At 58.3% G+C, this 13366-nt stretch carries 13 protein-coding genes; 5 read left to right on the top strand and 8 right to left on the bottom strand.

All coding sequences use genetic code 11. The features are described from left to right. Positions 1-125: 125 nt before the first annotated feature. A complete protein-coding gene (locus FJW00_RS12465) occupies positions 126-335 on the bottom strand; it encodes a hypothetical protein (RefSeq protein ID WP_009090835.1) in 210 nt (69 codons plus the stop codon). 248 nt (positions 336-583) lie between these two features. Between FJW00_RS12465 and lolC the strand changes: the two genes are divergently transcribed. The 5 genes from lolC to pepT all read left to right on the top strand — a co-directional run bounded on the left by lolC (position 584) and on the right by pepT (position 6134). Further along, positions 584-1783 carry a lipoprotein-releasing ABC transporter permease subunit LolC gene (gene lolC / locus FJW00_RS12460; RefSeq protein ID WP_140924306.1) on the top strand — a complete coding sequence of 400 codons (1200 nt, stop codon included), beginning with the start codon at positions 584-586 and terminating at the stop codon, positions 1781-1783. Next, positions 1776-2480 (top strand): lipoprotein-releasing ABC transporter ATP-binding protein LolD, encoded by a 705-nt coding sequence (gene lolD / locus FJW00_RS12455; RefSeq protein ID WP_111207919.1) that lies wholly within the window; start codon positions 1776-1778, stop codon positions 2478-2480. Before lolC ends, lolD begins: the two co-directional genes overlap by 8 nt. Next, positions 2480-3724, top strand: a complete 1245-nt coding sequence (gene lolE, locus FJW00_RS12450) for a lipoprotein-releasing ABC transporter permease subunit LolE (protein ID WP_009090832.1) — start codon at positions 2480-2482, stop codon at positions 3722-3724. Before lolD ends, lolE begins: the two co-directional genes overlap by 1 nt. A 146-nt stretch (positions 3725-3870) precedes the next feature. Beyond that, positions 3871-4704 carry a Sir2 family NAD+-dependent deacetylase gene (cobB, locus tag FJW00_RS12445; protein ID WP_140924303.1) on the top strand — a complete coding sequence of 278 codons (834 nt, stop codon included), beginning with the start codon at positions 3871-3873 and terminating at the stop codon, positions 4702-4704. A 200-nt stretch (positions 4705-4904) separates the two neighbouring features. Continuing rightward, a complete protein-coding gene (gene pepT, locus FJW00_RS12440; protein WP_009090830.1) occupies positions 4905-6134 on the top strand; it encodes a peptidase T in 1230 nt (409 codons plus the stop codon). A 59-nt stretch (positions 6135-6193) separates the two neighbouring features. Here pepT and FJW00_RS12435 read toward each other — a convergent pair whose 3' ends face one another. From FJW00_RS12435 to FJW00_RS12405, 7 genes are all read right to left on the bottom strand, one after another. Continuing rightward, on the bottom strand, positions 6194-7318 hold the full coding sequence (locus FJW00_RS12435) for a ribosomal protein uL16 3-hydroxylase (protein ID WP_140924300.1): 1125 nt from the start codon (positions 7316-7318) through the stop codon (positions 6194-6196). Between the two features lie 57 nt (positions 7319-7375). Further along, positions 7376-8836, bottom strand: coding sequence for a two-component system sensor histidine kinase PhoQ (gene phoQ / locus FJW00_RS12430; RefSeq protein WP_046101611.1), 1461 nt, complete (start codon positions 8834-8836; stop codon positions 7376-7378). A 2-nt stretch (positions 8837-8838) separates the two neighbouring features. After that, positions 8839-9507: a two-component system response regulator PhoP gene (gene phoP / locus FJW00_RS12425; RefSeq protein ID WP_009090826.1), complete on the bottom strand. Its 669-nt coding sequence runs from the start codon at positions 9505-9507 to the stop codon at positions 8839-8841. 104 nt (positions 9508-9611) lie between these two features. After that, positions 9612-10982, bottom strand: coding sequence for an adenylosuccinate lyase (gene purB / locus FJW00_RS12420; protein WP_140924298.1), 1371 nt, complete (start codon positions 10980-10982; stop codon positions 9612-9614). A gap of 44 nt (positions 10983-11026) precedes the next feature. Further along, entirely contained in the window at positions 11027-11668 is a 642-nt protein-coding gene (gene hflD / locus FJW00_RS12415; RefSeq protein ID WP_009090821.1) for a high frequency lysogenization protein HflD, read from the bottom strand. 42 nt (positions 11669-11710) lie between these two features. Further along, the gene (gene mnmA, locus FJW00_RS12410; RefSeq protein ID WP_111207917.1) at positions 11711-12823 is read right to left on the bottom strand and encodes a tRNA 2-thiouridine(34) synthase MnmA; all 1113 of its coding nucleotides are present in this window, start codon (positions 12821-12823) and stop codon (positions 11711-11713) included. 42 nt (positions 12824-12865) lie between these two features. Further along, positions 12866-13339 (bottom strand): NUDIX domain-containing protein, encoded by a 474-nt coding sequence (locus tag FJW00_RS12405; RefSeq protein WP_140924296.1) that lies wholly within the window; start codon positions 13337-13339, stop codon positions 12866-12868. Positions 13340-13366: the final 27 nt, after the last annotated feature.

Below are 13366 nucleotides of genomic sequence, written 5' to 3'. Positions count from 1 at the left end.
CCCGAATCGGGCAGTGCTTACCGGGTGTCAGCGGTAATGCAGCGGCTAAAAAGAGAATAGACGGAGTCGGGCGGGGGATCGGAAAAAACCACCGTCGCCATGCAGCGACGGGGTTAAACGGGCAGTTATTTTATGGATTGCTGTGTGTAATGCATGCGTGGGCGGTCGATATTCGCCCAGGATAACTCCTGCTCAGGATGAAAACTGAGGTTGCCGTCGTCCCACTTTACGTAGTAGCCAGCCGATGCCGCTCCCTGCTCAAAGACGTTGATAATCTCGCCCCGGATCTCCCCGGATTGATGTTTCACGATGCTGCCTTTGGGAAATCTGAACATGGTCGCTACCTCTGTGGCCGGGCGATAACCTCGCTTCTTATCCTGTTACTGATTGTAGTCTACCCCCTGTGGTGGCCGATAATCAGCCAATAAGCGGCGGCTTTATGCTCTATTCCCCGGCTTTGGCAGGGAATGTGACGCATTCTGATGCAACTTTGCTGCCGACTCAGAGGGTTAGAGGTTTCATAAAGCCAGCCTCTCCTTTATCATCCCACTACCTATTTTCAGGCAACGGCTTACTGGATTCCATGTATCAACCTGTCGCGCTATTTATCGGTCTGCGTTACATGCGCGGACGAGCATCGGATCGCTTCGGTCGCTTTGTCTCCTGGCTCTCAACGATTGGCATTACGCTCGGCGTGCTGGCGATGGTGACCGTGTTATCGGTCATGAACGGATTTGAGCGTGAACTCGAAGGCAATATTCTTGGCCTGATGCCTCAGGCGCTGATCACCAGCGACAAAGGCAGCATTAATCCGCAACAGCAACCCGCCCGTTCCCTCAACCTCAACGGGGTCAGCCGTATTGCACCGCTGACCACGGCGAATGTGGTGTTGCAAAGCCCGCACAGCGTCTCGGTCGGGGTGATGCTCGGTATCGCGCCGGATGAGAAAGATCCGCTGACGCCGTTTCTGGTCAACACCGATCAGCGCGTCCTGCAGGCCGGGCAGTACAATGTCATCCTCGGGGAACAGCTGGCCTCTCAGCTGGGCGTTAAACGCGGCGACCAGCTGCGTCTGATGGTGCCGTCTGTCAGCCAGTTTACGCCGATGGGCCGCGTGCCGAGCCAGCGCCTGTTTACCGTGGCGGGCACCTATGCTGCCAACAGCGAAGTCGATGGTTATCAGATCCTGGTCAATCTTCAGGATGCGTCGCGTGTCATGCGCTATCCGGCCGGGAATATCACCGGCTGGCGACTCTGGCTCGACAAACCGCTTGAGGTTGACAGCCTGAGCCAGCAGACGCTGCCGGCGGGCCTGGTCTGGAAAGACTGGCGCGAGCGCAAAGGCGATCTCTTTCAGGCGGTGCGTATGGAGAAGAACATGATGGGCCTGCTGCTGAGCCTGATCATCGCCGTCGCCGCCTTTAACATCATTACATCGCTGGGCCTGCTGATCATGGAGAAGCAGGGCGAAGTGGCGATCCTGCAAACCCAGGGCCTGACGCGCCGGCAGATTGTGGCGGTGTTTATGGTTCAGGGAGCCAGCGCCGGTATTATCGGCACGCTGCTCGGCACCCTGCTGGGCGTGCTGCTCGCCAGCCAGCTCAACACCTTAATGCCGGTCATTGGCCTGTTCCTGGATGGCGCAGCATTGCCGGTCGATATTAATCCGTGGCAGGTGGTGACCATCGCCCTCAGCGCGATGGTCGTGGCGCTGCTGTCTACGCTTTATCCTTCATGGCGCGCTGCCGCCGTTCAACCCGCTGAGGCTTTACGTTATGAGTAACTCTCCTTTGTTGCAGTGTCGCGACCTGTGCAAACGCTATCAGGAAGGCAGCGTGCAGACCGATGTGCTGCGCAACGTGGCTTTCAGCCTCCAGCCGGGTGAACTGATGGCGATTGTCGGCAGCTCCGGTTCCGGTAAGAGTACGCTGCTGCATCTGCTCGGCGGCCTGGATGCGCCAACCTCTGGCGATGTGGTCTTCGACGGCCAGTCACTCAATGCGATGTCCTCCTCCGCCAAAGCCGAACTGCGCAACCGCGAGCTGGGCTTTATCTATCAGTTCCATCATCTGCTGCCGGACTTCAGCGCGCTGGAGAATGTGGCGATGCCGCTGCTGATTGGCAAAACCGCCAAAGCGGAAGCGCAGGATCGCGCCCGTGAAATGCTGGCCGCGGTCGGGCTGGACCATCGCGCCGCGCACCGGCCCTCTGAGCTTTCCGGCGGCGAGCGTCAGCGTGTGGCGATTGCCCGTGCGCTGGTCAACCGTCCCCGACTGGTGATGGCGGATGAGCCTACCGGCAACCTCGATGCGCGCAACGCCGACGCCATTTTTGAACTGCTGGGCGAACTGAACGTCCGTCAGGGCACCGCCTTTCTGGTGGTGACCCACGATCTGATGCTGGCAAAACGCATGACGCGTCAGATGGAGATGCGTGACGGGCAGTTAAGCGATCGGCTCACCCTGGCAGGAGCGGTGTAATGGGTTCGTCGTTATCCCTGTTGCTGGGCCTGCGCTTCAGCCGCGGACGCCGCCGGGGCGGCATGGTGTCGCTGATTTCGGTGATCTCCACCATCGGTATTGCCCTGGGCGTGGCGGTGCTGATTATCGGTCTGAGCGCCATGAATGGCTTTGAGCGTGAACTGAATAACCGCATTTTGGCGGTGGTGCCGCACGGTGAGATCGAGGCGGTGAATCAGCCGTTTCAGCACTGGCAATCGATGATCGCTCCGATTGAAAAGGTGCCCGGCATTGCCGCCGCCGCCCCCTACGTTAACTTCACCGGCCTGATTGAGAGCGGAGCCCGGCTGGAAGCGCTGCAGGTCAAGGGCGTCGATCCGGCACAGGAGCCGCGCCTGAGCGCGCTGCCGCAGTTTGTGGCAGACAACGCCTGGTCCTCCTTTGCCGCCGGTAAACAGCAGATCATCCTCGGCGGCGGCATTGCCAAATCGCTGAATGTGAAGCAGGGCGACTGGATCACCATCATGATCCCGAATAACGATGGTGATAATAAACTGCTGCAGCCAAAACGCATCCGGCTGCAGGTGAGCGGCATCCTGCAACTCAGCGGTATGCTCGATCACAGCCTGGCGCTGGTGCCGCTGGCTGATGCCCAGCACTATCTGGAGATGGGGGAGAGCGTCTCCGGCATCGCCCTGAAGATGACCGACCCGTTCCAGGCCGTTAAGCTGGTGCGCGAGGCCGGTGAGGCGACCCGCTCTTACGTCTACATTAAGAGCTGGATCGGCACTTACGGCTACATGTACCGCGACATTCAGATGATCCGCGCCATTATGTATCTGGCGATGGTACTGGTGATTGGCGTCGCCTGCTTCAACATCGTCTCCACGCTGGTGATGGCGGTGAAAGATAAGAGCAGCGACATTGCGGTCCTGCGTACCCTGGGTGCCAAAGACCGGCTGATCCGTGCCATCTTTATCTGGTACGGGCTGCTGGCAGGTCTGCTGGGCAGCGTCAGCGGCGTGGTCGCGGGCGTGCTGGTGGCGCTGAACCTGACGAAACTGGTGCGCGGACTGGAGTCGATCACCGGTCATCATCTGCTGGCGGGCGATATTTACTTCATCGACTTTCTGCCGTCGGAACTGCACTGGATTGATGTGTTCTCAGTACTGATTACTGCGATTCTGTTGAGTCTGCTGGCGAGCTGGTATCCCGCCAGACGCGCCAGCCGCATTGACCCGGCTCGGGTTTTAAGCGGTCAGTAGCACAATGCGGCGCGAGTGATTATCGCGCCGCTTTTGTTTAAGACCTTTGCTATGGGGTTCTGCCCCCGGCAACCGTTACTATCGGGTGATGTTTACCCGGAATCTGTTCAGAGCAGCTCGCCGCAGCTGCTACGCCAGGAGATTTTATGCGAACACCACGTCGCCGCATACGACTTGCCCGCCTGAAGAAAACCCGGCGAAAAGTGCATCAGCGCTTTCGTCAGCGCATATTTGAGCGCGATCGTCAGGCCGAACTGGCCGCCCACCCTCTGCCGCATGTGGTGATCCTGACCGGCGCAGGTATTTCCGCCGAGTCCGGCATTCGTACATTTCGCGCGGCTGACGGTCTGTGGGAAGAGCATCACGTAGAAGATGTGGCGACACCGGAAGGCTTTCAGCGCGATCCCGCGCTGGTGCAGCGCTTCTACAATGCGCGCCGTCAGCAGCTGCAGCAGCCAGAGATTCAGCCGAACGCGGCCCATCTGGCGCTGGCGGAGCTGGAGCAGGTGTTAGGCGATAATTTTCTGCTGGTCACGCAGAACATCGACAACCTGCATGAGCGCGCCGGAAACAGCCGGGTGCTGCATATGCACGGCGAGCTGTTAAAAGTGCGCTGTGTGACCAGCGGCCAGGTGATTGAGTGGAGCGGCGATATCACCCCTGACGATCGCTGCACCTGCTGCCAGTTTCCCTCCGCACTTCGACCGCACGTGGTCTGGTTTGGTGAGATGCCGCTGGGCATGGAGCAGATTTATCAGGCGCTGGAGCAGGCCGACTATTTTATCGCCATCGGCACCTCGGGCCACGTCTATCCGGCGGCGGGCTTTGTTCACGAAGCCAGACTGCAGGGCGCGCATACCGTTGAGCTGAACCTGGAGCCGAGCCAGGTGGGCAACGAGTTTGCCGAGCGGCATTACGGCCTGGCGAGTGAAGTGGTGCCGGAGTTCGTGCATAAGCTACTGCGCGGTCTTTATAAATAAACAGGGGCGGCGATGGCCGCCCCTGTTGTTATCGACGATGTCTGACCCGATGCAACAATCTCGTCATCCGGCGTTTTTTTCGGGCTTATTACTTTGCTGAAGGTCAGCGACAGCGCTAACCTGTCTGCTGATGATTTTACGCAACGTTGTGACAGGCCGATCGGTGAATAATACCGCACAGCACTTTTAAAGGATGGGATATGGAACAGTTACTTGAGCGCTTTTTAAGTTATGTGGCCGTTGAAACTCAGGCTAAGCCGCAGGCGCGCCAGGTGCCCAGCAGCGAAGGGCAGTGGACGCTGGCACGGCAGCTGCAGGAAGAGCTGCTGGCGCTGGGATTTGTCGATGTCACCTTAAGCGATCACTGCTGTGTTATGGGCACGCTGCCCGCCAATGTCGACTGGCCCACCCCGGTCATCGGTTTCATCTCCCACATGGATACGTCGCCTGATTTCACGGCGAAGCATGTGAATCCCCAGATCATTGAAAACTATCGCGGCGGTGACATCGCGCTGGGAAGTGGCAATGAGATCCTGTCGCCGGTCATGTTCCCGGTGCTGCACAAATTGATCGGTCATACGCTGATTACCACCGACGGCAAAACCCTGCTCGGTGCGGATGACAAAGCGGGCATTGCAGAGATTATGACGGCGATGGCGCAGCTGGCGGCGAGTGATACGCCGCACGGGGCGATCCGCGTGGCCTTTACGCCTGACGAAGAGATCGGACGCGGCACCTCTCACTTTGATGTGGAAGGCTTCGCCGCCGACTGGGCCTACACTATTGATGGCAGCGATCTGGGTGAATTCGAATATGAGAACTTCAATGCCGCCTCGGCCACGGTCCGCATCGTCGGCAACAACGTCCACCCTGGCTCCGCCAAAGGGGTGATGGTGAATGCGCTGGAGCTGGCAAATCAGTTCCACGCGGCGGTACCGGCCCGTGAGAAACCGCAGTTCACCGACGGCTACGAGGGCTTCTACCATCTGCATCAGATCAAGGGCAGCGTCGAGCACGCCGAGATGCTCTACATTATCCGTGACTTTGAAACGGAAAGCTTTGAACAGCGGAAACAGACGCTGCTGCAGATCGCTGCGGAGATCAATAAAACCCTGCATCCTGACTGCTCCGTCACCGTTGAGATCACCAACAGCTATCGCAACATGCGTGAAAAGGTCGAGCCGTTCCCGCATATCATTGACCTGGCCCTGCAGGCGATGCGTGACTGCGGCATTGAACCGGTGGTGAAACCGATTCGTGGCGGCACTGATGGGTCGTCGCTGTCGTGGAAAGGGCTGCCCTGTCCGAACATCTTTACCGGGGGCTACAACTATCACGGCAAGCACGAGTTCGCCTCGCTGAACATCATGGCGAAAACGGTGGAAGTGATTGTGCGTCTGTCAGAACTGGCAGCGCAGAAGAAGGGATAATGAGAGAAGGCTCTCTGACCTGAGGGGCAGAGAGCCTGATTCCGTAAGCGGCCTACCGGTTATTCGTCACCAAAATACCAGTATCCGGCATTCACCAGACCGGCGATCTGCGCCAGCACTGCCGGATCATCCAGCGCATCGCCCAGGTCATCCAGCGTGATGCGGGAGTGATGCGCCAGCACCGCCATCACCTCAGGGCGTGAACATTCGACCCGCTCACCGTTGACATACACCGCATCGCCAACCGTTAATACACGCAGGCCGCCCAGGCGGCTCAGGGCATCGCCCTGCTGCAGCGCATCATAAATTTCATCAGGCTGATAAGGCGGCTCCGGCGGCGCCACATCAAGCTCATGGCGCGACTGCGAAATAAATTCGCCAAACCAGTGCGCGAAATGCTCCGGCTGGTTAACGACATCCAGCATCAGCTGACGCACACCTTCAATCTCCTGTGGCAGGATCTGCGACGGGCATTCACGCGCCGGGACATCCGGATCGCTGAAGCGCAGGCCGCCCAGCTCATTCGCCAGAGCATAATCCGCAAAGCCGCTGATGAGCTCCCGGCCACTGGGGGCACGGAAACCGACAGAGTAGTTCAGGGCGTTCTCCAGCGAATAGCCTTCGTGCGGGAATCCTGGTGGAATGTAGAGGATATCGCCCGGCTCCAGCTCTTCATCAATGATGGCGTCGAACGGCTCAACCTGCAGCAGATCGGGATGCGGGCAGTGCTGCTTCATCGGCACTTTTTCACCGACACGCCAGCGACGGCGACCGGTTCCCTGAATAATAAAGACATCGTACTGATCAAAATGGGGGCCGACGCCGCCGCCAGGCACAGCAAATGACACCATCAGGTCATCAATGCGCCAGTCAGGCAGGAAACGGAAAGGGCGCATCAGCGCAGCAGAGGGTTCGTGCCAGTGATTGACCGCCTGTACCAGCAGCGACCAGTTGTTCTCGCCCAGGTGATCGTAGCTCTCAAACGGGCCGTGGCTGACCTGCCATTTGCCATCCTGATGGCTGACAAGGCGGCTATCCACCTCGTTTTCCATCGCCAGTCCGGCCAGTTCATCCGGTGAAATCGGATCGACAAAGTCTTTAAAGCCACGCTTCAGCACCACCGGGCGTTTCTGCCAGTAGCGCTGAATAAAATCGGGCCAGTTAAGATCGAGCTGATAGTCCATAAAAGAGTTCCGCTTAGGGCTGTAAATGCCAGCAAGTATAACAGCCCGGCGGCTTTTCTACTCGCGGCGATGTTCGACTTCCTGCCGCTGAAAGATCACTTCCATGCGGGTTCCGCCGAGTGCACTGCCGGAGGCGATGACGTTACCTTCATACTGCTCAAGAATGTCGCGCACCACGGCCAGACCTAATCCCTGGCCGGGACGCAGCGTATCGGCCCGCTGTCCGCGAACAAACACCAGGTCACGCTTGCTTTCAGGGATGCCCGGGCCATCGTCATCGATATAGAGATGCAGCGCCTTGTCGCTCTGAAACGCGCTCACTTCGATAAATTCCAGGCAATATTTGCAGGCGTTATCGAGCACGTTGCCCAGTACTTCCATAAAGTCATTCTGGTCACCCACAAAGGTCAGCTCCGGGGAGATATCCAGGGTAATCGCCACGCCCTTACGCTGATAGACTTTATTCAGGGCCGAACAGAGGCTGTCGAGCAGGCCAGAGACCGAATGCAGATCGCGCTGCAGCGGATTGTGATCGGCCTGCATACTGGCGCGGTGCAGGTAATATCCGACCTGCTGCGAGATACGACTGATCTGCTCCAGCATCACCGGTTCTGCCTCTTCCACCGTCAGCTCTTTGCCGTTGCGCAACGAGCGCAGCGTACTCTGCAACACGGCCAGCGGCGTTTTCAGGCTGTGGGTCAGGTCTGAGAGGGTGGTGCGATAGCGGGTATAACGCTGCCGCTCATTGGTCAGCAGCAGATTGAGATTGCGCACCAGGCTGCGCAGCTCCTGTGGGGGATTGTCGTCCAGGTTTTCGCGCTGACTGGTCTCCAGTTCACGCACCTGCTGAGTCAGCGCACCGATTGGCCGCAGACTCCAGTGCGCGGCCAGCCACAGCAACGGAACAATCAGGATCAGGTTGGCGGCCAGCACGTAGCTGAACCACGACCAGACCACGTCCGAGTGCTGAAGCTCCTGCGGGATCGAGTCGACCACCACGATGGTGAGCGCAGGCAGATTGGTGGTGGCATCGTAACGGTTGACAGCCACCGAGTGGGTAAAGGTATCGTTGCTGTCGTTATCCCAGTCGTTGAGGCGTCGCTGCGCATTCAGGTTGTTCCCCATCGCCAGCATGCTGGTGCGGTTGCTGGTGTCAATCTCGTAAAAATCGGGCTTCAGCAGCCATTCATGGCGGATCTTTTTGCGGATATCCGGAACGTCGCGCTGCTGCCACAGCAGCTTGCCGCGCTCGTCGTAGATAAACACCAGCGTCGGGAAGTTGAGCGTCATCCGCTCCGGCTGGGCGATGGTGAGCTTGTTGTCATGCCATTGCGCCAGCGTAAAGAAGAGGTTGCTCTCACCACGCATGACGCGATAGGTGTTTTTATCAAAGCTCACCACATAGCCAATCACCGCGACCATGCCGTAAGAGAGGGAGAGAAACAGAACAATCGCTGCGGAGGCCAGCAGAAAGCGGGCGCGCAGCGAAATCGGGCGATAACGATTAAACCAGGACATGGTCAGAGATCAAAGCGGTAACCCTGGCCACGCACGGTGGCGATCACGTCAGTGGGGTGCAGCGCTAGAATCTTTTTGCGCAGGCGGCCCATCAGTACGTCGATGGTGTGGCTTTCACGCAGTTCCGCATCCGGGTAGAGCTGGAGCATCAGCGAATCTTTGCTGACCACTTTGCCCGCGTTACGAATCAGCGTCTCGACGATGGTGTACTCAAAGGCGGTGAGCTTCACCGGCTGTTCATTGACGGTGAGTTCCCGGCGGGAGAGATCGACCTGAAAGGGGGCCATATCGATAATCTGCGAGGCGTGACCGCTGTTGCGACGCATCAGCGCCTGCAGCCGGGCGGCCACCTCTTCAATATGAAACGGTTTGGTCACGTAGTCGTCGGCACCGGCTTCCAGCGCTTCGACTTTGGCCTGCCACCCTTCGCGGGCTGTCAGCACCAGAATGGGCTGGCGCACGGCGTCGCCGCGCCAGCGACGGATCAGCGACATGCCATCTTCATCCGGCAGACCGAGGTCCACCAGCGCGATATCGGGCAGATGTTCCCGAAGAAAATAGTCGGCTTCTTTGGCGTCTTCGGCGGCATCGACCTGATGGCCCATGTCACGTAACTGGACGGCGAGATGATGGCGCAGCAGGGCATTGTCTTCAACAACCAGAACACGCATAGAAAGTCCTTACACTCTGTTTGAGTCAACCTGCAGAAAGTATACGCGAAATGTATTAAACAGGATGTTAACGCAGACCGGAGTGAGCCGGTCTGCGGCGGGCATTATTTCAGATCGTCCACCATCCGGACAGCGCGACCGATATAGTTTGCTGGCGTCATCTGCTTCAGACGCACTTTTTCCTCTTCCGGCAGCGCCAGGCTGTCGATAAAGGCCTGCATACCGGCGGCATCCACACGTTTGCCGCGCGTCAGCTCTTTCAGCTTCTCATAAGGCTTCTCGATGCCATAACGGCGCATCACCGTCTGGATCGGCTCCGCCAGCACTTCCCAGTTGTGATCCAGTTCGTCCAGCAGACGTTCGCGGTTCACTTCCAGTTTTGAGATGCCTTTCAGCGTCGCCTGATAGGCGATCAGCGCATAACCGACGCCGACGCCAAGGTTACGCAGCACGGTAGAGTCGGTCAGGTCACGCTGCCAGCGCGACACCGGCAGTTTGCTGGCCAGATGCTGCATGACTGCATTCGCCAGACCCAGGTTGCCTTCGGAGTTTTCGAAGTCGATCGGGTTGACCTTATGCGGCATCGTTGACGAGCCAATCTCGCCCGCAATGGTTTTCTGTTTAAAATGGTTCAGCGCCACGTAGCCCCAGATATCGCGATCAAAGTCGATCAGGATGGTGTTAAAGCGGGCGATGCAGTCGAACATCTCGGCGATATAGTCGTGCGGCTCGATCTGCGTGGTGTAGGGGTTCCAGGTGATCCCCAGCGAGGTGACAAAATCCTCGCTCAGCGCGTGCCAGTCCACTTCCGGGTAGGCAGCAATGTGGGCGTTGTAGTTGCCCACTGCGCCGTTGATTTTGCCCAGCACTTCGATCTGCTTCAGCTGACGCAACTGACGCTCAAGGCGGTACGCCACGTTTGCCATCTCTTTACCCATGGTTGACGGCGTTGCCGGCTGTCCGTGGGTGCGGGAGAGCAGCGGAATATCACGGTATTCGCTGGCCAGACCCTTCACCGCGCCAATCAGCTGCGCCCAGTAAGGCAGCAGCACGTCACGGCGGGCTGTTTCCAGCATCAGCGCGTGCGACAGGTTGTTGATATCTTCCGAGGTGCAGGCGAAGTGGATAAATTCTGAGACGGCGTGCAGCGCAGGCGTGTCGGCGACTTTTTCTTTCAGGAAGTATTCGACCGCTTTCACATCGTGGTTGGTGGTGCGTTCGATGGTTTTGATGCGCGCAGCATCTTCTTCGGAAAAACCGGCGACAATCGCATCAAGGAAAGCGTTTGCGTCAGCGTCAAATGCAGGAACTTCCTTGATCTCTGCGGTCGCGGCCAGTTTTTGTAACCAGCGAACTTCAACCTCAACGCGGAATTTCAGCAGACCAAATTCGCTGAAAATCGCACGCAGCGGGCTGACTTTGTCGCCGTAACGACCATCGACAGGTGAGACGGCGGTCAGAGAGGATAATTCCATCAGTGCAACTCCTGAATCATTTAGCAGTGTTTGGCCACACCGACTTAGTAGGTCAGTGGCAGCCGGGATAAGAGGGTTTTCGCTTCACGCAGCAAACGCTGACGCGAGAACATCAGTTGCAGTCGGCCACCACCGACCTGCTGCCAGAGCACCGCCGCGCGGATACCGGCCAGCAGGGTGGCGCGCACTTTACTCTGAACCTGGCTGTTCTGCAGCACGGCAGGTGAACCGGTCACCTGAATCCGCGGGCCAAGCGGGCTGATGACATCGACATAGATGCCCGCCATGGCGCTGAGAATGGTATCGGATTCCAGCTCATAATGCGCCAGCTGGCGATCCAGCTGACTGATGCGCTGCGCCAGGGTCGCCATGGCAGACTTGCTGGCGCTGAGTTTACGTTCCAGCACCATCATGCTCAGGGTGTAACGGGTCAGTTCGGCACCGGCGCCCTGGCGACTGCTGCTGTTCAGCACCGCCATCAGGGTTTCCAGTCCGAGACGCAGGTTGGCTTCATTGTTGCCAAACACGGCCAGCGTGGAGTCAGGATTGAGATCCAGCACGCTGCGCAGCGAAACGGTCAGCGCCTCTGGCTGGCAGTGACCCTGCTGAGCCAGCTGCTGCACCAGATGCGCGGACTGACAGATGCCCGCCAGCGCCAGCGTAATTTCCTGATAATTTTTCGCCACGGTTACTCCTGTTTACGCGTCATCAATAGGGGCTGCGCCCGCTTACTCTGTCACGAAAGGCAGACGCTGTTCGATAATACCGCCACCGAGGCAGACATCGCCAAGATAAAAGACCGCAGACTGGCCGGGCGTCACCGCAGCAACCGGCTCATCGAAGCGCACTTCAATCCGATCGTCACCGTGAGGAATAATCTCACAGGGGATATCGGTCTGACGATAACGGGTTTTTACGGTGCAGCGAAGCGGGGCGGTGATCGGCTGACGATCGACCCAGTGCAGCTGCTGCGCAATCAGTCCCACAGACATCAGACGCGGATGATCGCCGCCCTGAGCGACAATCAGGCGGTTCCGCGCCACATCTTTGTCGACCACATACCAGGGATCATCTTTGCTCTCTTTCAGGCCACCGATACCCAGGCCTTTACGCTGTCCCAGGGTGTGGTACATCAGCCCCTGGTGCTCACCGACGATCTGACCGTCAGTGGTTTCAATCTCGCCTGGCTGGGCCGGCAGATAGCGTGCCAGGAAGTCGCGGAATTTACGCTCGCCGATAAAGCAGATGCCGGTCGAATCTTTCTTCTTCGCGGTGATCAGGTCCAGCTCTTCAGCGATGCGGCGCACTTCCGGCTTTTCCAGCTCGCCGACCGGGAACAGGCTCTGCGCAATCTGCTGGTGGCTCAGGGTGTAGAGGAAGTAGCTCTGATCTTTGTTGCCATCCAGGCCGCGCAGCAGCTGGCTCTGGCCAGCAACATCCTGACGGCGCACATAGTGACCGGTAGCGATGAAGTCAGCGCCGAGATCCTCAGCCGCGAACTCCAGGAACGCTTTGAATTTGATCTCTTTGTTACAGAGAATATCGGGGTTAGGGGTGCGGCCCGCTTTATACTCTTCGAGGAAATGCTCGAAGACGTTATCCCAGTATTCCGCGGCAAAGTTAACCTTGTGCAGCTTCATACCCAGCTTGTCGCACACCGCTTGCGCATCCGCCAGATCGTCCGCGGCGGTACAATACTCCTCGCCATCGTCCTCCTCCCAGTTCTTCATGAACAGGCCTTCAACCTGGTAACCCTGCTGCTGCAGTAACCAGGCGGAAACGGAAGAATCGACGCCGCCGGACATACCGACGATCACTTTTTTCTGGCTGTTGTCAGACATGACACGCTCGCATTACGATAAAAAAACAGGCGGCGCATTCTATCATGCAGAAGGCAGACGCGCACCCTCGTGAAACGGCCACCGGAACGGGCTGATCAGATGAAGCGGGTAACGCGTGCCCTGTTGCCACAGGCGGACGCTCTCCGCCACCAGCGGCGAACGCAGGTTAGAAGCCGTGAGAATCTGCGCTGGCGGCAGCCACCAGCAGCAGTCGATGTCGCTGTCCTGCGGCTCCGTCACCACTTTTTCCGGCAGATCGACCCCAAACAGAAAACGCACAAAAGGCGTGTTATCGGGGGCAATCCACTGGTTAATCGCAATGAAATAGTCCATCTGCGCCACGATGCCGGTCTCTTCATAGAGTTCACGCGCCGCGGCTTCATGCAGCGTTTCATCCGCTTCCAGATGGCCGGCTGGCTGGTTCCAGGTGGCGCGTCCGTCGATGGTCTCTTCCACTACCAGCAGCTCACCTTCCGCCTGAACCAGACAGGCGACCGTAACATGAGGTTTAAACATCCCTTCTCCGCAATTGTTAACCTGAGG

This window comes from Pantoea anthophila, assembly GCF_006494375.1.
In the GTDB taxonomy this organism is placed as follows: Bacteria; Pseudomonadota; Gammaproteobacteria; order Enterobacterales; family Enterobacteriaceae; genus Pantoea; species Pantoea anthophila.
The sequence above is the reverse complement of the archived record's forward strand: the minus strand, read 5'-3'. Positions and strand labels throughout refer to the sequence as shown.